Here is a 20,691-nt window from a genome sequence, read left to right as displayed (position 1 = left end):
CAACTGTACCGACAACATGATTTTTGCTAAACTAGCAAAAGTACGAGCAGTAATCCAGATAAAAATCCTAAACTTTTCATCATTTTTCCATATATTAATTGTTTTTCTCTTGCTTCCGTTTCTTGTCTTTCTAAATGCGTCAATGCTAGTCGGATTTGTTTCTGCTGTTGAATTAAGTCATGCTTTCCGAGTGTTTCTCCAAATTGGTGTAAAATTTCTAACTCCTCTTGTTTCATTGCTGTCTCGTTCCACGTATTGATCAAGCTTAAATCCCATGCTTCTTTTGCTGTCAATTCCTGTTCTAACAAATACGTCGAAAATTTTCCGAATATTTGTGATAACGGTTCTTTTAGTTGTTTTGCAATTCGACGTGAAGCTTCATGAAGTGGGGCATGGCCAAACATAATTTCAGCTTCCAAGCTTTGTAATGCAGACTTTAATAAGCGTAATTGTTTTGCTCTTTCTGATAATTGTCTTGCCGCCTCAAACCCGATCCAACTCGTTGCACCGATAATAAAAACTGCACCGATAATCTTCATCATGTCCGAACACTCACTTTTCTCACTATTTCCATCCCATTCTTGTCTTTAATATTGGCAATTGTCCCAGGCCCATTTTTTCTAGAAAGTTCAATAAATCTATCAAAAACTTTTTGTTCTAATATCGGTTGTAAAGTTGGGCGTTTTTTCAAATCGGCAAAAGAATTTCCATGGGTAGTCATTACAAGGCGAATTCCCGCATGCATCGCCTCCAATATCGCTTCGCTATCTTCCTTTCTGCCAATTTCATCTACTACTAACACGTCCGGGCTCATGGAACGAATCATCATCATCATTCCTTCCGCTTTTGGACAAGCATCTAAAATGTCCACTCTTACTCCGAACGTCATTTGGGGAATACCATTAACACAACCGGCAATTTCCGAACGTTCATCGACAATTCCTACCTTCAGAGCTGGGATGTTTTTTTCTTTTACACCTGTCGTTATAATTCTTGCGATGTCTCTTAAAAGCGTTGTTTTCCCAGTTTGTGGTGGACCGATAATCATCGTATGTTGCCATTGTTTATCAAATAAATAAGGTACTAGTTCATCCCCGATGCCAACAACTTCCTTTGCCAAGCGAATATTGAATGAAGAAATTTGCCTAATTGCTTTTACTTGTCCATTTTCTAAGATCACTTTTCCAGCTAAACCAATCCGGTGGCCACCTTCTACTGTGATAAACCCGCGTTTTAATTCTTCCTCTAACGTGTAAAGGGAATGATGACTAATTTTATTTAATAGTTGTTCACTATCATGGGTATTAATGATGTATGGCAAATAGTAAGTTTTTTCCTTCGTAATAATTTCTATTGGACGATTAATTCTTACTCGGACTTCTTCAATATTTTGTTGAATAGTCTTTGGAATGTAGTTAAGTTGTTCTTTTATTTTCGATGGTAGAAAAGATAATATTGATTCCATCATTGGTATCCGCCCTTCACTTTTCCAATCAAAGCTTTTCTCACTTTTAAATGTATTGTTATATTCTTTAAAGTATGACAAAAAAAAAGAACCTCTTCATCGAGGTCCTAAAAAAGTAGTTATTTTATTTATGCCCGGGATACGTACGTACCTTCCGAAGTATTAATAATTAATTTATCACCAGTATTGATGAAAAATGGTACTTGCACGATTAGACCAGTTTCTAATTTTGCTGGTTTTGATCCGCCTGATGCAGTATCACCTTTAATACCTGGTTCTGTATCAATAACTTCTAATGTAACGGTATTAGGTAGTTCAATTCCAAGTGTTTCACCTTGGAACATCATAATATGTACTTCCATATTTTCTTGCAGGAAATTTAATTCATATTCTATTTGACTAGAAGGAAGTTCCACTTGTTCATATGATTGTGTGTCCATGAATACGTGAGAATCCCCACTAGCATATAAATATTGCATCGTCCGATTATCAATTTGCGCTTTTTCTACTTTTTCACCAGCACGGAATGTTCTTTCTTGAATACCACCCGTACGTAAGTTTCTTAACTTAGAACGAACAAACGCTGCACCTTTACCAGGTTTTACGTGTTGGAAGTCCATTACTCGGTAAATGTCTCCATCCACTTCAATCGTTAAGCCTGTTTTAAAATCATTAACCGAAATCATTGTATTCCTCCTAAATTACAAAATAATGAGTTCTTTCGTCGAATGTGTCAGCAATTCATTACCAGTTTCTGTAAGAAGAATGTCATCCTCAATTCTTACACCACCAAGATTTGGAATATAAATTCCTGGTTCACACGTAACAACCATACCTTTTTCAAGCACGATATCTGATTTAAATGAAAGGGCTGGACCTTCATGAATTTCTAAGCCGATTCCGTGCCCAGTTGAATGACCAAAGTACTCACCGTAGCCCTTTTCTGTTATGTAGTCACGACAAATTGCATCTGCCTGTTTGCCTGTTATTCCAGCACGGATTTGCTCCACACCTTTTAATTGTGCATCTAACACGATTTGGTATATTTCTTTTAGTTCACTAGCTGGCTCACCGATTGCAAATGTCCGAGTAATATCTGAAACGTAGCCGTTATAATAAGCACCGAAGTCTAAAGTGATCATATCGCCTTTTTCAATAATTTTTTCGCTTGCTACTCCATGTGGTAGAGCTGAGCGAATCCCGGAAGCCACAATTGTATCAAATGAAGATGATGTTGCACCACTTCTTCTCATAAAAAATTCTAACTCGTTGGAAACTTCTAGTTCTGACATTCCTGGTTGGACAAATTCAAGGATATGTTTGTATGCTGCATCGGCAATATCTGCTGCCACCTTTATTATCTTAATCTCATCTTCTGTTTTAATCAAGCGCAATTTTTCCACAGTACTGGAGACAGGAATCAACCGTGCAGAAATCTCCTTTTCCATTGTTTTATAAAGGGAAAAGGACACATCATTTTCTTCAAAACCAAGTTTTTTCAATCCGTTTTCATTACATAATCGATTCACTTCTGCAAGAATTGAACCAGAATGTTGAACGATTTCAAATCCAACTGCTTGTTTTTTCGCTTGTTCTACATAGCGAAAATCTGTAATAAAATATGCATTTTCTTCGCTAATCAAAACTGCACCTGATGTCCCAGTAAAGTTTGACAAATATCTGCGATTATAAGCACTAGTTACAAATAGAGCATCAATTCCTAGACTGGAAAACTCGTTTCTTAATTTTTCTAACTTCATCAAAACCCACTCCTTTATAAAAATAACATCACAACTTTTCTTACCCCCACTGTTCATCCAACAATTTCGTCAGCGCTAATAGGGCTAATTCATAACCATATACTCCAAGTCCAACTATTTGTCCTTTTACTGCAGGTGCGATAACCGAATGATGCCGAAATGATTCCCGAGCATGGATATTAGAAAGATGAACTTCAATAACTGGGATATTTATCGCTGTTACCGCGTCTAAAAGCGCATAACTATAATGGGTATAAGCACCAGGATTAAAAATAACCCCACCATACTGTAATTGATTCGCTTCATGCAGTTCATCAATTAATACCCCTTCATGGTTGGACTGCTTATGTATTAATTCCATTTGGTAAGTGGCAGCTATTCTTTTCAAGCGTGCTTCGATATGTGCTAATGTTTCACTGCCGTAGACTTGTGGTTCCCGTTTCCCTAACAAATTTAAATTAGGACCATTTAATAGCAAAATTTTCTTCATATAAAACCCTCTTTAGCCAAATCTTGAAAAAAGTTGCATAAAGTTATTTTATCATACTTGGCTATTTTGTAACTACTATTAAACGGATTTTGTCTGTTTTTCTTTACCTCCAGGCCGTTGATGCTGATTATGTTCATAAGAAATCGAGTAACCGACAAATACACCATATAAAATATAAAGGCATGCACTCGTAATAATTGTATTACGCTTTAGTTCTGAAAAATTATTTAAGCTAGGAAAAAGCGGATTAATAATGAAAAAAACAAGAGCAAACAAAGCTATACCAAACCCAACACTAACCCATATAGAAGTAAATTTTTTTAATAAAAAATAGTAGAGGAATGCTGCAACCATCCCAAATATACCAATGACAAAAAATGAGATTACAACTCCTAGCCAACTATGTTTCCACGCACCAATAGCCCATGGTTCAAGGACAATATTTGGTCTTATGTCTGTAAAATGAAAATAATAAGCTACATAGCCGATCATACTCCAAAAAAAGCCACCAATAAATCCAGTAATCGCAGTGTTAGCTTTACTTGACATCGGTTTTTGATGTTGATTTTGTTCTAATTTTCCAGTTTCCATATTATTCACCTCAAAAATAGTATATCCTTGTTTATTAAGTTCTTACGTAGAAACTGAAATATATTAATAGAGGTTCCTTATCATTATTTGGTAAAATATATGGAGAGAAATGATAGTTCATTTTGATTGGAATGATTTTATATATCTGCTTCATATTTTTCATTGATTTTTTCTTTTAATAAGTTTAAAAATACATTTTCTTGCTCAAGATGCTTTTAGGAGGTGGCATAATGAATCGGAAAACATCTTCCATCATTATTTATGTAATTATCGGGTTAGCGGTTATCGGATTTATATTCACTTTAATGGAAAATCCTAGTAGGCTCATAAGTATGGTCGTATCTTCACTTATTATTATCGGGATAATGGTTTTCATTCTCAATACGCTCATGAATTCAAACCCTACTTCTCGAAAAGAACAAAGATCTTTTATAAAAGCTGCAAAAGCTTCTAAAAAAAAGTATCAACATAAAAGAAAAACGACAATCAAGGGAAAAAGCGCAATAAAAAAGCGGGATATTTCCCACTTAACAGTAATTGAAGGGAATAAAGGAAAAAAGAAGAATCGTGCCTTACATTAATCATAGCGCTATAATTGTTGTTCAAGTTAATATGTCCATGTTTTTAAAAAACGTTCGGTCTCTTCTCTACCTACTTGAAGGAGGGCCTTTTTTTTCTCGTTTGTTAATGAAAATTCAGTCGTAAGTATCCCTTCCGTTGGGATAAATATAATATCTTTAACATGTTTTCTTGATATATATCTTGTATCGTGGGCATCTTTCATTGTTGTAAAAAGAGCTTCGAACATTTGAAAAGCATTTTTTATTTTTTTTGGTTCACTATCACTAAAGTGGGGACTTAGTTTTATACCAATCACTGGTCTTATTTTTTTTACGTTTTCTTTATCAAATAGCCACATTGGAAAATTACTAAGTACACCTCCGTCTACTACAATTACTTCACCTTTTTGAGTACGCAACCGTACAGGTTCAAAAAAATAAGGCAAACTGCAACTCATTCGAATTGCTTTTGCTACAGAAAAATTTTCATAAGGGATATCATATTTATGTAAGTCATCAGGTAAAATTAACATTTTCCCATTAGTCAAGTCTGAAGCAATGATTCGGAGTCTCCCTGGTGATATATCACCAAATGTTTGAATGCCTCGTGATGCAAGTAGTCTCTTTAGCCATTCTTCAAGCGCTTGTCCTTTGTACAATCCTAATCGCCAATAGAGTGGGAGCCATTTTAAAATTCGTACAGGTATTAGATTTTTCCGTTCATCCAATAGTGTCGATAGTTCTATCTTGTTTAGCTCGTCATAAATTTCTTTTGCACTGTAACCAGCGACTATTAAACTGGCAATTATAGCTCCTGCGCTCGTTCCAGCTACCCGACTAAATTGTATTCCCCGATTTTCCAGCGCTTCGCAAGCGCCAATTAAGGCAATTCCTTTAATACCTCCACCTGAAAAAACCCCGTCTACATTCATCATACCCCTCCTTCACTAATCCTCTCATTAATATTTAATATCGTTAGCTCGGTTATATACGAAAGATATGAAATTAATCGGTAAAATCTTATGGTAGTGTGTGTTAGATAAATTAAAGTAACTGTCGCTAGTGACATTCGAATTTATTAACAATTCGATTTATTCGTTTTCTTTTTGGCACAAAAAAACACCCCTCTAGAAAATTTTTAACGGGTTTACTTTTGAGGTGCAAAGTACTAATTCACATAGTTAATCACAATGTATTTCGCGGTATTTTCACAACAAAGTTCACATTATTAATCACACTAAAAGGCTTAGAAAAATTTCTAAGCCTTTTTACAACTCGTATTTTGAGTACGGTTATTCGAATTATTTAACTAACGGTTATTGAATGTTCTCTTAGTTCCTTTTTAACTTTAGATAGGTCATCGTAAGATATCCAGTCCTTTCTTAGTTTAATAATACGACCATTTTTTAAGTGTAACAATATTTCTTTTTCCAATACTTCACATTTATTTATATCGCTATAATTTATTCTCTTATCGCCTAAAGGTAATCTTCTGAGGTGTATAGTTAATACTTCATTTCTTAGGGTGAAATAGATAAGACTAGTCATTTTTGTTAAAAACCTTATTCCCGAAGCAACAGCTAGTATTCCAGCTATGAGAAATAAAATCGAGTTGTAATTTATAGCGCCCCAAAATTGTATTGCAGAAAAAATAAACCATATAATTGCACTTCTTTTCCATTCTGGATTCTCAACTAATTTAACCTCCATTTATAATCCCCCTTCGCTTTACGTTAAACTTATTTTAACTAATAAACCAGTCTCACTTTGTTGACTTATAATAATATTACCACAATAAGATGAATAGTCGCAAAATAAAATCCTCTTATTTATTTAAAATAGAGTATATCATTTATCGTAAACTGTTTGTCTGTCAGACCTAATTGCTGAGCAGGTGTTTTATTGATTCCTTTAGTTTTACTAGCTAAACAGAAATTGTAGTATGTTCGCAAAATGGTTAAAGACATTTGAGCATACTTTGGATTAAAGTTTGCATAGATATAACTTTTTCCACCACCTCTTGCTGTTACCAATGGTCTTTCTAAGATTGATAACCTCCTTCGAATGACCTGCATAAAATTGTTTGTAGGTCTATCGCTGACCTTCAAAAGCATATTTGCGACATGTTCATCCGAATATGAACTTATGTCTGTTGTACAATCAACAGAAAAATATCCTTTATCCGATGGAGGCAGGGGATGTTCAATTGGATTTTTAGCCCAAACTTTATAGGTCTGGATTCCGTCTGATAGAGTTTTATATAAAGGGAGCGCTTGCAATTCAGAAATAACTTTTAATGTTGCCAATTTGCTTTGCGACATTTTATGAAATCCATTTCGTTCGCCCCAGTCCTTCAACATAGAGGCTGCCTCGATATGTTCCTTATATGCATCTGGGAGATCCTTATCACGATCTACTTTGCATAGAAAATGATGGGCATTACCCGAAAGAAACTCATCATTAAATGAACGGTAGATAGCCTTCATGATAGTCTCATCTTCATCTGATACAAACCGCCAATTCTCCGAATGTAGAGTTTGTTTAATCAACCAAAGATGGGCGATCGCAGTATAATTTGAATTAGTATGAAGTCCATCAATATACTTTGTTCTTTTATAAAATTCATTAAATGATAATTGATATTCAAAATCGGTTTCGTTATCCTTTTCTGTTGGTGGTTGGGGTGAATGAGAAAAGCGCAGCCGCGCGTTTTTTCTTGAAAATCCATACAGATGGTCTTCCTTGTAGTAAAGTGTATCACGGTGAATATCTTCCAAACTAACCCTCCAATCATAAGCCACATCAGATCGAAATATATAGCCTGAATCAATATCTCCCGTCACTACTATATGCGTTTGCATCAACTTATCTTCCAAGTTATCGTATCGAAGACCTCCGTGCCCCTTTTTTCGAACATTGTTTAAATTGTAAATCAGTTTATCCGTATTTAACCACAGGGACTTGAATTCCATTGTTTTTAATGGTTTTTGCTCGTGTCGTTCTAAAAACTCAAGACATCTACGATATAGCCATTCCAATTTGTGATAATAAGTCTTTGGCGAAATATCCAATGCTTCGCAGGTTCTACTTACTGGCATCCGATTGAGAAGCATTTTAGCAAACGTCGGTAATATGTCATTCTTCTTTTGGTGGTAGGTAAATTTCTGTTCTCTATTCGGAAGAACATTGGTTATTTTCTTACATTCTTTACATTGCCACTTTTTGGAGCCACCACTACTTGTCCCTCTTTGGTAAAATGATTTTTGATTTATGAATGGCGTAACATCTTCATTCGAACACCCTTCTCTATGAAAAACATAGTCTGGTTCAATATCCATCACAGTGTCCATCGTAGCTAACCGCTTGATTTCTTCGGCTACGGACCAATTGGAGAGAGGGGTAACCGTACAGTTATGTGTAATCCTATCTGGATAAGGTTCATGATTCGAATTACAAACAATCACATCATTTCTGCCTTTCCCTTTACTACTAAGTTTATATCGACTCGGTTTATGCTTGATTTCTTCAAATCTCTTTTGGGGTTGTCCGAACCACAAACAATATGGATTAACACAATAATTGAACTGAATTGTATGAGTTTGATTGTTAAACATAAACTCAACGGGCTCAAATAATTTATTGTACTTTTGCGAGAAATGTCTCGGACTCAGTATTGGATAATCAAGATGTCTGTCCAACAATTCATCTGATGAAACAGGTTCAATAATTTTAACTACATCATCTAATGCAGTAGCTAACCGTTTAAGTTTAGCCAATTCTTTCGTCTCCCTCCATTTCAAAGATTTGAGCTAAAATCCGCTTGTTATAGCGTTTACTTTTGACCCATTCGAGAAATTTCTTATCGTTCAAGATATTTAGCAAGAACTCATCAACAATTTCCTCTTCGGTAAACTCTGTATATTCCGCATAGTATTTCACAATAGAACGGGTTCGTTCAGATATCTTCCAATTCACTTTTTCAGCTCTTTTATTTTTAGGCTCGATAAACTTCATTGACATACGGTTATTCACCTCCATTTTAAATTCACATTTCAATTCACACGGTTAATCTCACTCAATTCACATACCCTACAATAATTATTTCCATATATGTGATTTTGTATGCGAATTTAGGTGTGAATAAGTAAAATATTTATCAGTAAACATTGATATTATAACAAATAAAAACACATTAGAATTCAGTCGTGAATTCCAATGTGTTTTTAATTGTTCTTTTGCCTTTTTGCACCTCTAAAGTGAACCCGTTAGAAAATTTTCTAAAGGGGCGTAACAATGCCATTTTTTAATACAGTATGACTTTCATTGTAACGATACAGCTTTTTTTACCGATTTGACATTACACAAAAACTATTGCTTTTAATTGGTACTATACTTTTAAAGTCCACATTTAAGTTGGGCACCGCAATTGTCACATGTGTTACAACCACCATGTTCTTTTACTTTTCCTTTGCGACAAACTGGGCATGTATTACCAATTTCTGAACCTATTGTTACATCTGTTGATCGTAAATCTTGAATCGTGTCAACAAGCATAACGATTGGTTCTTCTTGTTTTTCTTTTACCGATGCACTTTCGTCCGCTTTTAATGTTAAAACTTGTGCATCACGGCTACCATCGACATATACTGTACCACCTTTTGCTCCGCCCTTATATAGACGTTCATAAACCTTTTGAACTTGTTCAACAGCATATCCTTTAGGGGCATTAACAGTTTTACTAATAGAACTATCAATCCAACGTTGAATAACACATTGAACATCCGCATGTGCTTCTGGTGCCAGTTCCATTGCGGTTACAAACCATTGTGGTAACTCATCAGATGTAATATTAGGATTTTTATCTAAATATTCTTGAACAATATCCGCCTTTACTTCAATAAATTTTCCTAAGCGGCCACTTCTGTAATAAGTAAAGGAGAAATATGGTTCTAATCCGGTTGAAACCCCAACCATCGTACCAGTAGATCCAGTAGGAGCCACTGTTAATAAGTGGGAATTACGAATTCCATTTTCTAAAATGGACATTCTAATATCTTCTGGCATTTTTTTCATGTAGCCAGTTTCAATAAATGCTTGTCTTAAACGATTCGTTTCTTCCGCTGTTTCACCAACTAAATATGGAAAACTACCTTTTTCCTTAGCTAGCTCAACGGATGTCCGATATGCCGTTGTCGCAATTACTTCAAAAACTTTATCAACGAGTTCATTACCTTCTTTTGCACCGTATTCTTTTTCACAATAGATAAGTAAATCGGCAAGACCCATAACACCTAGACCAACACGGCGTTCGCCAAGGGCTTGACGTTTATTTTCTTCTAAGAAATAAGGTGTTGCATTAATAACATTATCTTGCATCCTTACCCCGATTCTAACTGTTTGTTGCAATTTAGCAAAATCAACTTGTTTTGTTTCTTTGTCTACCATATTTGCTAAATTGATAGCAGCTAAATTACAAACAGAGTATGGTGCTAGCGGCTGCTCGCCACAAGGATTTGTTGCGACAACTTTTTGCCCATAAGCACGAGCATTCGTCATTTCATTAGCGTTGTCAATGAAGAAAATGCCTGGCTCTGCTGAATACGTTGCACATATATTAATTAAGTTCCATAATTCTTTCGCTTTCACTTTGCGATATGTCCGCACTCGGTAACCCATTTGTTCCCATTCTCGAACATCGCCAACTTCATGCCACTTTTCATTATAGTCTTTCATTTCTTGTGGACTATAGGATTCAACGTCAGGAAATCTCAGTTCATATTCGCCATTATTTTCCACAGCTAGCATGAAATCATTTGTTATACAAACAGATATATTCGCACCCGTTAAAAATTCTGGATTATGAACTTCATAACGCCCACCGTCACGAAGCTTTTCTTCTGCTTCTTGGATCACTTCTTCCGTAAATCCACCGGAACCTGGAATATTTTTATAACGAAGAATTCCCTCATACATAATCCGTTCTTGTTCTTTTAGCGGGATAAATTTCAATTTCTCTTCTGCAAGTTTTTTAATTTGCTCATCCTCTGTATTTTCAATTAAGAACCGCAAAATTTTTGGGTTTTGCATTTTAGAGATTATGAATTCGATAATATCAGGATGCCAACTTGACAGCATAATCATCTGTGCGCCACGACGAGATCCACCTTGTTCGACTAGATGAGTTAATTTGGCTATATCATCAAGCCAAGAAACGGAACCACTAGATTTACCATTCACGCCTCTTGCTAATGTATTTCTCGGTCTTAAAGTCGATCCATTCGTTCCTACACCTCCACCACGACTCATAATTTCCATTACTTGCTTACGGTGTTCGGAAATTCCTTCTCGTGAGTCACGAACAAATGGCATTACGTAACAATTAAAGTAAGTTACTTCTGTTCCAGCGCCAGCACCATAAAGGACCCGACCGGCTGGTATAAAGTTCAAACTTACTAGTTCTTCGTAAAACTTTTCAAACCATTCTTGTTGTTTTTCTGGAGTTGTTTCTACTTCAGCAAGACCTAAAGCATTTCTTTTCGCAATTTGTTCGTAATAAATCTCCAGCGGTTTTTCAATAACATCTAGTGAACGAACAATAATACCCGCTTTTTGTTCCTCTTCATTGTCTAGTGAACCGCGATATTCACTATCTACTAAAACAGTAGCTTTTTTTGCTTCCCAGTCAATATCTAGTATGTAGCCTAATCCTCTCGCTGGAAATTTTGGATCTTCTTTAATAGTCAATACGACAAAATCACCGTTTGTTAACGTAATTTTTTCGGTATCTTTGAAAGAATAACGGTCTAACATTACAAGTCTAGAAACACCTTTAAAAGTGGTCTTCATATCAGCTGTTATCGGATGAACTTGGGGGAATAACCGAATGGCCTCATTCAACTTTTTAGCATCGATTTTTGGTTTTTCATTAACTGTCACTACCATACATTCATCTCCTTTAACTATCATCACCTGTTAGTAAATCTTGATGTCTATTAAATTAGTTTTACCTTATCATAGAATATAATTTAATTCAATATATTGTGTTGTATTATTTTTCGACATACAACATATTGAAATAATGGAACGAATATGTCGATATTTGTCAAGCTCTTTCGACAAAAAACAACAAATTTTCATCTATAAGTTTATATGTTTATAACCCTTTTTTACACTAAACAAGAGTTAATTTTATCAGAGATAGAATAGAAAATAAAGTGGAACTTCAATCAATGGAAAATTTACTAATGTGAACGTTGGGAAACATTTACACTTTCGTTTGCTTACGTACAATAGGTGTTGAATAAAATAACAGAAAAAACGAATAATTATTAGACAAAAGTATTTTTCTATTTGAATTTATTTTCTCTTTGCGCTTTTATATAATCATTTATATAATAGGTAGTGTGGATTTTTTTTGAAAGGAGTTCTACAAGAGATGATTTATATTTTACTAGCCCTTCTCATCCTTATTATCGGTTATACTTTATTTAACTATTTTCAACAAAAGAGAATATTAACTGTTTTAACGCAAGATGAATTTATTGAAGGATATCGGAAGGCGCAATTAATTGACGTTAGAGAGCCAAATGAATTTGAAGGTGGACATATATTAGGAGCTAGAAATATTCCGCTTACACAGTTAAAAATGCGGCTAAAAGAAATTCGCCCAGATAAGCCAGTATATTTGTACTGTCAAAGTGGCTCCCGAAGTGGTCGGGCTGCCCAAATTCTTCACAAAAATGGATACAAACAGCTTTACCATTTAAAAGGCGGCTTTAAAAAATGGACAGGTAAAGTGAAAACGAAAAACTAAAAAAAGTATTTCTCCGTCAGTGGGTTCACATGGTACCAATCGATGAGTGAAATAACAAAAATAAGGACTGCCCTATAAGTTATGAGATGATAGTGAATTATCTTAAATAAACTTATATTGGCAGTCCTTTTTAATTATCCTTATGAATATCTTAAAATCGGTTTGCGTGCTGCTTGTGTTTCGTCTAATCGTTTAACGACAGTGGAATGCGGAGCCTCCTGCACAATTTCAGGATTTTCTTCTGCTTCTTTTGCAATTTGAATCATTGCATCAATAAAAGAATCTAACGTTTCTTTCGATTCTGTCTCTGTCGGTTCGATCATCATACACTCTTCCACATTAAGCGGGAAGTAAATTGTAGGCGGATGAAAACCGAAGTCAAGCAAACGTTTGGCAATATCGAGTGTTCTAACGCCTAATTTTTTCTGCCGTTTGCCACTTAACACAAATTCATGCTTACAATGACGGTCATACGGTAAATCGTAATAGTTTGCAAGCTTCCTCATCATATAATTGGCATTTAGTACAGCATATTCTGTTACTTGTTTTAAACCTTCTGGGCCCATTGTCCGGATATAAGTATAGGCACGAACATTAATACCGAAATTTCCATAGAACGGCTTAACTCTACCGATCGATTGCGGACGATTGTAGTCAAAAACATATTTATCTTCTTGTTTTACTAATACTGGTTTTGGCAAAAATGGAATTAATTCTGCTTTAACACCAACCGGTCCGGAACCTGGGCCACCCCCACCGTGGGGACCTGTAAATGTTTTATGCAAATTCAAATGAACGACATCAAACCCCATATCACCTGGACGTGCTTTCGCCATAATTGCATTTAAGTTTGCCCCATCATAATATACTTTGCCGCCTGCCCCATGAATAATCTCGGTCATCTCTAAAATCTGTTCTTCAAATAACCCTAGTGTATTAGGGTTCGTTAACATTAATGCTGCTGTATCTTGGCCAACGACTTTTCTTAAATCCTCGATGTCTACAAGGCCGTTTTCATTTGATTTTACCGTTACTGTTTCGAAACCAGCTACTGTTGCAGACGCTGGATTCGTGCCGTGAGCAGAGTCAGGGACAATCACTTTCGTCCGATTAAAATCACCGTTTGCCTCATGAAATGCTCTAATCATCATTAATCCCGTCCACTCTCCGTGGGCACCTGCAGCCGGTTGTAGTGTTACCTCGTCCATCCCAGTAATTTCTTTTAATGATTGTTGCAAGTCATACATTAAGCTCAAAGCACCTTGGATAGTAGATTCATCTTGTAACGGATGTAAATGGGCAAATCCAGGAAGTCTTGCTACATCTTCATTAATTTTCGGATTGTACTTCATCGTGCATGAACCAAGCGGGTAAAAACCTGAGTCTACTCCGTGGTTTCGCTTCGAAAGGGCAGTATAATGACGCATGATATCAAGTTCCGAAACCTCTGGAAAATTCGCTTCTTCCGTTCTCACATAATCATTTGGAATTAAATCTTCTAATTCTACATCGGTTACGTCTAATTCCGGCAACGAATACCCGACTCGACCAGGCTTACTAATTTCAAAAATGAGTGGTAAATCTTTGTTATGCATAAAGAGCCCCCATTTCTTTAACAAACTGTTCGATTTCTTCCCGCGTGCGTATTTCCGTTACACAAACAAGTAAATGATTTTTGTATTGTGGATACGTTTGTTGTATATCATACCCAGCGATAATTTTCTTTTCTAATAATTTTTTTGTAATCTCTTTTAATGGTTTATTTACTTTTACTACAAACTCATTAAATGTCGGCCCTTCAAAAGCAATTTCAAACCCGTGTTTTTGAAAAAGGTTTTTTGCATAGTGGGCTTTCTTTATATTTAAAATAGCCATTTCTTTTATCCCTTGCTTTCCTAAAGCAGTCATAGCGACGGAAGCAGCTAATGCGTTTAACGCTTGGTTGGAACAAATATTAGATGTTGCCTTATCTCTTCTAATATGTTGTTCTCGCGCTTGTAAAGTTAATACAAAACCACGGCGGCCATCTTCATCCGTTGTTTGTCCCACAAGTCTGCCTGGTATTTTTCGCATTAATTTTTTCGTGACGGCAAAATATCCGCAATGCGGTCCCCCAAAAGATGCGGGAATTCCAAACGGTTGCGCATCTCCTGTCACGATATCTGCGCCAAATTTCCCTGGAGGAGTTAGTGCTCCTAAGGCGACTGGATTAGTTGATACGATAAATAGTGCTTTATAACGATGGACGATTGGTTCTATCTCTTTTAATTGTTCAATTTGCCCAAAAAAATTCGGATATTGGACAATAACTCCAGCCACTTCATCTGACATCAATTGTTTCAAACTATCGATATCTGTTACACCATTTCGTTCCGGTATTTCAACGACTTCGATGTGCTGTCCTTTTGCATATGTTTTTACAACATCCCGATACTCTGGATGAACAGCAGCTGAAATTAATATTTTCTTTCCCTTCGTATGACCTGCGGCTAGCATTGCTGCTTCCGCTAAAGCAGTACCCCCATCGTACATAGAGGAGTTAGCGACATCCATTCCCGTTAATTCACAGATTAATGTTTGAAATTCAAAAATCGCTTGCAATTCACCTTGTGAAATTTCTGGTTGATAAGGAGTGTAAGCTGTGTAAAATTCCGAACGGGAAATAACGTGATTGACTATTGCTGGAATATAGTGCTGATACACCCCTGCCCCTAAAAAGTTTTTATAAGTTAGTAAGTTAGCATTTTTCTCAGATAGTGTTAATAATTCACTAAATAACTCATGTTCTGATTTAGCTTCCTTAATATTTAATTGTCCTTTAAAACGAACTTTTTCCGGTATATCTGAAAATAATTCGTCAATAGAAGCTACTCCAATTTCTTGAAGCATTTCCTTTTTATCTTGTTCCGTCATTGGCAAATAACGAAAATTCATCGAACATACCCCTTTCCTATGTAATCAACTATATAGTCTCCAATTGATTTATTTAGCTTTATTTATGAGACTTGAATACAACACATTTCTGTGAAATACACTAAGCAGAAATCAAACGTACTTAATTGTAAGCATTTATTTTTTAATAGTCTGAACGAAAAATTACTTTCGTTTATAAAATGGGGTTGGAACTACTTTTGCTTTTAACTGTTTCGCGCGAACTTTAATGGTCAATTCATTGCCTACATTTGCATATGACGCATCCACTAAAGCAAGGCCGATATTTTTCTTCAAAGTAGGTGATTGAGTTCCAGAAGTAACAAATCCGATTTTGTCATCATTAACAAAAACTTCGTACCCATGACGCGGTATTCCTTTGTCAATCATTTCAATTCCGATTAATTTTCGTTTAACACCATTATTTTTTTGTTCGATTAATGCTTCTTTACCGATAAAATTTGCTTCTTTCGCTGTCTTTACGGCAAACGAGAGTCCAGCTTCTAGAGGCGAAATACTTTCCGATAATTCTTGACCATATAATGGCAAGCATGCTTCAAATCGTAACGTATCCCTTGCACCTAACCCACAAGGTACTAATCCAGCTGATTCCCCTGCAGATAAAATTTCGTCCCACAAATATACTGCGTCCTTACTATTACAATAAATTTCAAAACCATCTTCTCCTGTGTATCCAGTTCGTGAAACGATCGCCGTTACTTTTCCGAGTTTCATTTGTTTGAATTGAAAAAATCCGATTTCTACTAATGAGTTTTCACAAGCTAGATTTTGTAAAACCTCTTCAGCTTTTGGTCCCTGAATTGCTAGTAAGGCATATTCATTAGAAACGTTTTGAATAGTTACACCGTCTATCTGATGTTTCATTAGCCATTCGTAGTCCTTATGACTGTTGGCAGCATTTACTACTAATAAATACACGTTTTCTTCTAAATGATAAATTAACAAGTCATCTATTGTTCCGCCGGCTTCATTACACATAATATTGTACTGAGCTCTACCAATTTTAAGTTTCGACAAATCATTTGTCATCATTTGCTGCAAAAACGACAGTGATGTCTCTCCAGTAACTAAAATTTCTCCCATATGGGAAACATCAAATAATCCCGCCTTCGTTCGAACCGCTTCATGCTCAGCTTTAATACTAGTGAATTGTACTGGTAACTCCCATCCACCAAAGTCTATCGTCTTTGCATTCCATTCCTGATACTTTTGAAAAAGCGGTGTTCGTTTTAAATTATCCATATCCTCGACCCCTTTCCTAAAAATCATAAAAAAAGACAGAATACCCATAAAAATTGAGTTCTCTGTCCTGTCGCCTGAGAGTTTCTCAGCTGTTCATGAATCAACAACTAATTTCCCCGTTGGCGGCTTTTTGTTGAAAAAGCACTCTCCAGAGTTGCGTCCAATACGAGTTCTTTTGCCTGAGAGATTCGTAATAATTACTTGCTCCTTCGGCGCTACAAGTGTAGTCTCTCCCCGCATTTTCATCCGCTACATATTTTTCTTTCATTTGGTTAAACTACTTTTATATTACAACTTTTCTTTTCATATTGTTATTTTTCTAAACTTTCAACTACTATCGTATCATTGGCAATAGGATTTTCGCAACTTTTCTACTTATATAAAGGAGTGGTCTTTTCTATGGATGTAACAATCCAATTCGACAATTCTTGGCAAGAGGAATTTTTAAAAAGATTAGCGACGGATGGACCTTGGGCGAATTGGAATTTGTATAAATTGGCGATTGAAGCGAAAAAGCATACAATCATTCCCGAATTTAAGGGATTGCAAGCCCCTAGATTTCTTCCTGAGTTAAAGCCGCTCCCGCACCAATTAGAAGCTGCCAAACAAGTTGTTGAGCATATGAACGGGAAAGCAATTTTAGCAGATGAAGTCGGATTAGGTAAGACGATTGAAGCGGGCTTAATTCTAAAAGAATATATGATTCGCGGTTTAGTAAAAAAAGTTTTAATATTAGTCCCTGCCTCGCTCGTCTCACAATGGGTGTTCGAGTTAAATAGTAAGTTTTATATCCCTGCGATTGGTCCGAAAAAAGGCTTCGGCTGGGATGTCTATGATGTAATTGTTACATCTTTAGACACTGCCAAAAGAACTCCACATAAAGAAACGATACTCGAACAGAACTATGATTTAGTTATAATAGATGAAGCACATAAATTAAAAAATCATAAAACAAAAAACTATGAATTTGTTCAAAACTTGAAGAAGAAATATTGTTTATTGTTAACAGCCACACCAATTCAAAATAAAATCGAAGAGATTTTTAATTTAGTATCTATCTTAAAACCAGGGTATTTAGGCAGCTATTCCCAGTTTCTCGAGAAATATAAGCGGGAAAAACAGCATATTACGGATGCCCATTTAAAGGCGTTAGTAAATAAAGTAATGATTCGTAATCGCCGGCAAGATACGAAAATAGCTTGGCCAAAACGAATTGTGGAGACGGTTTTTATCGATTTATCGACCGAAGAGAGAGAATTATATGAGGCGATCTCAAAATACCGGTCAAATCATTCAACCGTTAATAATGCTTTTTCTATTTTAACTTTGCAAAGAGAAGCCGTCAGCAGTAGGGAGGCAGTATTCGTCACAGTAAAAAATATGCTAGAGAAAAATGAAGAGCCTTCTCAACAATTAAAGGATTTTGCTGAGAAAATTGTCCAATTAATTCATCAAATTAAAGTAAATTCAAAGGCAGAAAAAGCGCTCGAGTTGATTAAAGGCATTAATGATAAGGTCATTATTTTTACGGAGTATCGGGCTACCCAGCTATATTTGCAATGGTTTTTAAAACAGCACGGAATCAGTTCCGTTCCCTTTAGAGGGGGTTTTAAGCGTGGTAAAAAAGATTGGATGAAAGACTTGTTCCAATCAAAAGCACAAGTACTGATTGCAACCGAAGCTGGTGGTGAAGGAATCAATCTACAATTTTGTCATCATATGATTAATTTTGATTTGCCTTGGAATCCGATGCGGTTGGAACAAAGAATTGGCCGGGTTCATCGACTAGGACAAGAAAATGATGTGAAAATATATAATTTCGCAACAAAAGGAACGATTGAAGAGCATATTTTAAGCTTACTATATGAAAAAATACATTTATTTGAACGAGTTATCGGCGACTTAGATGAAATCCTTACGAAATTAGATTTTGGGAACTTCGAAGAACATTTACAAGATATCTTTTATCACTCGAGTTCTGAAGGGGAAATTCGCATAAAAATGCAAAATTTAACAGCAATGATTGAGTTGGCACAAAACTATAAAGAAGGGGGAGAATTACATGGAGCAGCAGGCAATTCATAATTATTTATGCGATTTTTTTGAGTCTGTTGAATGTTCAATTGAAGAAAAAACGAAGGATTATTTAACCGTTCAATTAACGGTAGAGATGGATAAAGCATTAATGAATCGCCCTTTTTACTGGCATTATATAGAAAAAACAGGCGGTGTTCCCAACCCTCAAAAACTTACATTTATTACTAATTTTTCAAGCGATCAAAAAGGCGAACATATCCATTTTGGTTCTCCGCGCTTACATCAAATTTTCCATTTAACAAAGGAAGAAGGCAGTTTTATCCGTTTATTTGAAAATAGGAATGGAGAGCCAACGAAACAAATTCCACTTATCCCGTGGCTCTGCTTAAATGTTGCTGTTAGTTATCAATGTGATTTAAAAAAAGACCGGTTTCGTTCCATCGGACTTAATTTGCTTAACGGACAAATGATAGATAATTTTCATTTTAGTTTGCTGGAAAAATCTTTAAATTTAGTGCCGAAAATACCTGATTTTGCCTTTACTTATTCCCCGTTAATTATGCCAAAAAGTGGTATCGGTCGGATTAGACAGTTTTTAGAAAATGAGATTAAACAAGAAGATTTGTCATGGGCAAATGCTGCATTAGAAAGACTAGAAGAAGATTTGCAACTGCTTAATCAGTTTTATGAGGAAATAGAGGAAAAGCCGGAAAGTTATGAGATTGAAAAAGCAGCGATAGAGCAGTTATACGAACCAAAGATTATCATTTCTATTATTAATGGAGGGCTGTTTTATTTAACGAAGGAAGCATTTCAATAATCGAATTCCTCTCCCTAAAGAAAGGGCTATCCTAAGAGTGAATGATCCCTATTTTAGGATAGCCAACATAATCATTATATTAGGTTTTAATTCCAAAACTTAAAAGTTATCGCATGTCTTACCAACATCATCTTTTATATCTTTTTAGGATAATTTTACTTTTATCAACGATTTCTTCTTTAGCCATTTTAATACCGCTACCGACAACAAATGGCATGATTCCAAACCATCTATGCATAAAAGGATCGCGAACTTGTTTTCGCTCAACTTTTATTCGTTTCCGTTCTTCTTTCGGAGTATCAAAATGTTGGATAACTGTTTGAGTTAAAAATTTAACATAGTCATTAGATTTCATTTTAAATCACCTATAAGTAATGTTTTAGTTATAGGATGACCAGGAACGAGTACTATTAAACATTTGAAAAATGAAATTCATAAAAAAGGATTACCTATTTTTTCAATAAAGAAAGGATTTCTGAAACAATTTGCAATGGTGATTTTCCGTTCGTTTCGATCGTCATATTTGCTTGTTGATAATATGGAAGCCTTTTGTTATAAATATTATTCAATTCGGTTGTCGTTTTCTTTAGTAACGGTCTTGATTTGTCATTTTTTATCCGTTCATAGCTTGCTTGGAAAGGATGACTAAGATAAATAACGAGACCTCGTTCCTTCATAAGGATAAGATTTTCTTGATCTTCGACAATTCCCCCTCCTGTTGCAATTACCGCTCTATAGTTCGACAATTCTTTTAACACTTCATTTTCCATGATTCTAAATCTATTTTCTCCAAATTGGGAAAAAATGTCAGGAATTGAGAAATGATACTTCTTTTGCAAGACTACATCTGTATCATAAAACTTCCAATTCAATTGTTTTGCTAATTCTTTTCCGATAGTAGTTTTTCCTGCACCCATAAATCCAATTAAATAAATAATTGTCGTTTGCATTCCTATCCCTC

Annotated in this window: 20 protein-coding genes and 2 riboswitches; of the genes, 4 read left to right on the top strand and 16 right to left on the bottom strand. The window is 35.5% G+C overall.

Going from position 1 to position 20,691, the window contains the following annotated elements; genetic code table 11:
- Window positions 1-26: 26 nt before the first annotated feature.
- The 6 genes from spoIIIAB to BN1242_RS11360 all read right to left on the bottom strand — a co-directional run bounded on the left by spoIIIAB (window position 27) and on the right by BN1242_RS11360 (window position 4,306).
- Window positions 27-542 (bottom strand): stage III sporulation protein SpoIIIAB, encoded by a 516-nt coding sequence (gene spoIIIAB, locus BN1242_RS11385; RefSeq protein ID WP_062355958.1) that lies wholly within the window; start codon window positions 540-542, stop codon window positions 27-29.
- Window positions 539-1,465, bottom strand: coding sequence for a stage III sporulation protein AA (gene spoIIIAA, locus BN1242_RS11380; RefSeq protein ID WP_062357031.1), 927 nt, complete (start codon window positions 1,463-1,465; stop codon window positions 539-541). The genes spoIIIAB and spoIIIAA overlap by 4 nt, the downstream gene beginning before the upstream one ends.
- A gap of 128 nt (window positions 1,466-1,593) precedes the next feature.
- The gene (efp, locus tag BN1242_RS11375; protein WP_062355955.1) at window positions 1,594-2,151 is read right to left on the bottom strand and encodes an elongation factor P; all 558 of its coding nucleotides are present in this window, start codon (window positions 2,149-2,151) and stop codon (window positions 1,594-1,596) included.
- Window positions 2,152-2,166: 15 nt separating this feature from the next.
- Window positions 2,167-3,228: a M24 family metallopeptidase gene (locus BN1242_RS11370; protein ID WP_062355952.1), complete on the bottom strand. Its 1,062-nt coding sequence runs from the start codon at window positions 3,226-3,228 to the stop codon at window positions 2,167-2,169.
- Between the two features lie 37 nt (window positions 3,229-3,265).
- Window positions 3,266-3,715, bottom strand: a complete 450-nt coding sequence (gene aroQ / locus BN1242_RS11365) for a type II 3-dehydroquinate dehydratase (protein ID WP_062355950.1) — start codon at window positions 3,713-3,715, stop codon at window positions 3,266-3,268.
- A 78-nt stretch (window positions 3,716-3,793) separates the two neighbouring features.
- Window positions 3,794-4,306, bottom strand: a complete 513-nt coding sequence (locus BN1242_RS11360; protein ID WP_062355947.1) for a YqhR family membrane protein — start codon at window positions 4,304-4,306, stop codon at window positions 3,794-3,796.
- Between the two features lie 230 nt (window positions 4,307-4,536).
- On the opposite strand from BN1242_RS11360, the gene BN1242_RS11355 reads away from it, so the two are divergent.
- Window positions 4,537-4,887, top strand: coding sequence for an SA1362 family protein (locus BN1242_RS11355; protein WP_062355944.1), 351 nt, complete (start codon window positions 4,537-4,539; stop codon window positions 4,885-4,887).
- A gap of 26 nt (window positions 4,888-4,913) precedes the next feature.
- Here BN1242_RS11355 and BN1242_RS11350 read toward each other — a convergent pair whose 3' ends face one another.
- The 5 genes from BN1242_RS11350 to BN1242_RS11330 form a co-directional block, all read right to left on the bottom strand.
- Window positions 4,914-5,798, bottom strand: coding sequence for a patatin-like phospholipase family protein (locus BN1242_RS11350; protein ID WP_062355941.1), 885 nt, complete (start codon window positions 5,796-5,798; stop codon window positions 4,914-4,916).
- A gap of 373 nt (window positions 5,799-6,171) precedes the next feature.
- Window positions 6,172-6,576 (bottom strand): hypothetical protein, encoded by a 405-nt coding sequence (locus tag BN1242_RS11345; protein WP_062350030.1) that lies wholly within the window; start codon window positions 6,574-6,576, stop codon window positions 6,172-6,174.
- 119 nt (window positions 6,577-6,695) lie between these two features.
- The gene (locus BN1242_RS11340; protein WP_062350029.1) at window positions 6,696-8,642 is read right to left on the bottom strand and encodes a hypothetical protein; all 1,947 of its coding nucleotides are present in this window, start codon (window positions 8,640-8,642) and stop codon (window positions 6,696-6,698) included.
- Window positions 8,635-8,886 (bottom strand): hypothetical protein, encoded by a 252-nt coding sequence (locus tag BN1242_RS11335; protein ID WP_238985052.1) that lies wholly within the window; start codon window positions 8,884-8,886, stop codon window positions 8,635-8,637. Before BN1242_RS11335 ends, BN1242_RS11340 begins: the two co-directional genes overlap by 8 nt.
- Window positions 8,887-9,261: 375 nt before the next feature.
- Window positions 9,262-11,808, bottom strand: a complete 2,547-nt coding sequence (locus BN1242_RS11330) for a vitamin B12-dependent ribonucleotide reductase (protein WP_062355937.1) — start codon at window positions 11,806-11,808, stop codon at window positions 9,262-9,264.
- Between the two features lie 493 nt (window positions 11,809-12,301).
- Between BN1242_RS11330 and BN1242_RS11325 the strand changes: the two genes are divergently transcribed.
- Entirely contained in the window at window positions 12,302-12,679 is a 378-nt protein-coding gene (locus BN1242_RS11325; protein WP_062355934.1) for a rhodanese-like domain-containing protein, read from the top strand.
- A gap of 140 nt (window positions 12,680-12,819) precedes the next feature.
- On the opposite strand, the gene gcvPB is transcribed toward BN1242_RS11325, so the two are convergent.
- From gcvPB to gcvT, 3 genes are all read right to left on the bottom strand, one after another.
- Window positions 12,820-14,274, bottom strand: a complete 1,455-nt coding sequence (gene gcvPB / locus BN1242_RS11320) for an aminomethyl-transferring glycine dehydrogenase subunit GcvPB (RefSeq protein WP_062355931.1) — start codon at window positions 14,272-14,274, stop codon at window positions 12,820-12,822.
- Complete coding sequence (gene gcvPA / locus BN1242_RS11315; protein ID WP_062355929.1) at window positions 14,267-15,613, bottom strand: aminomethyl-transferring glycine dehydrogenase subunit GcvPA; 1,347 nt, start codon at window positions 15,611-15,613, stop codon at window positions 14,267-14,269. Before gcvPA ends, gcvPB begins: the two co-directional genes overlap by 8 nt.
- 162 nt (window positions 15,614-15,775) lie before the next feature.
- Window positions 15,776-16,873 carry a glycine cleavage system aminomethyltransferase GcvT gene (gene gcvT / locus BN1242_RS11310; RefSeq protein ID WP_062355926.1) on the bottom strand — a complete coding sequence of 366 codons (1,098 nt, stop codon included), beginning with the start codon at window positions 16,871-16,873 and terminating at the stop codon, window positions 15,776-15,778.
- A 60-nt stretch (window positions 16,874-16,933) separates the two neighbouring features.
- Window positions 16,934-17,027, bottom strand: a riboswitch (glycine riboswitch).
- A 3-nt stretch (window positions 17,028-17,030) separates the two neighbouring features.
- Window positions 17,031-17,119: riboswitch (glycine riboswitch) on the bottom strand.
- A 153-nt stretch (window positions 17,120-17,272) separates the two neighbouring features.
- On the opposite strand from gcvT, the gene BN1242_RS11305 reads away from it, so the two are divergent.
- Window positions 17,273-18,958 (top strand): DEAD/DEAH box helicase, encoded by a 1,686-nt coding sequence (locus BN1242_RS11305; protein WP_062355923.1) that lies wholly within the window; start codon window positions 17,273-17,275, stop codon window positions 18,956-18,958.
- Window positions 18,936-19,730: a YqhG family protein gene (locus BN1242_RS11300; protein ID WP_062355920.1), complete on the top strand. Its 795-nt coding sequence runs from the start codon at window positions 18,936-18,938 to the stop codon at window positions 19,728-19,730. Before BN1242_RS11305 ends, BN1242_RS11300 begins: the two co-directional genes overlap by 23 nt.
- Window positions 19,731-19,857: 127 nt before the next feature.
- Here BN1242_RS11300 and BN1242_RS11295 read toward each other — a convergent pair whose 3' ends face one another.
- Window positions 19,858-20,085: a YqzE family protein gene (locus BN1242_RS11295; RefSeq protein ID WP_062355917.1), complete on the bottom strand. Its 228-nt coding sequence runs from the start codon at window positions 20,083-20,085 to the stop codon at window positions 19,858-19,860.
- A 94-nt stretch (window positions 20,086-20,179) separates the two neighbouring features.
- Window positions 20,180-20,680, bottom strand: a complete 501-nt coding sequence (locus BN1242_RS11290) for a shikimate kinase (protein WP_062355914.1) — start codon at window positions 20,678-20,680, stop codon at window positions 20,180-20,182.
- Window positions 20,681-20,691: the final 11 nt, after the last annotated feature.

It is taken from the genome of Bacillus kwashiorkori, assembly GCF_001375515.1.
Classification (GTDB): Bacteria; Bacillota; Bacilli; order Bacillales; family Caldibacillaceae; genus Bacillus_BK; species Bacillus_BK kwashiorkori.
This window is presented reverse-complemented; position numbering and strand designations above follow the sequence as displayed.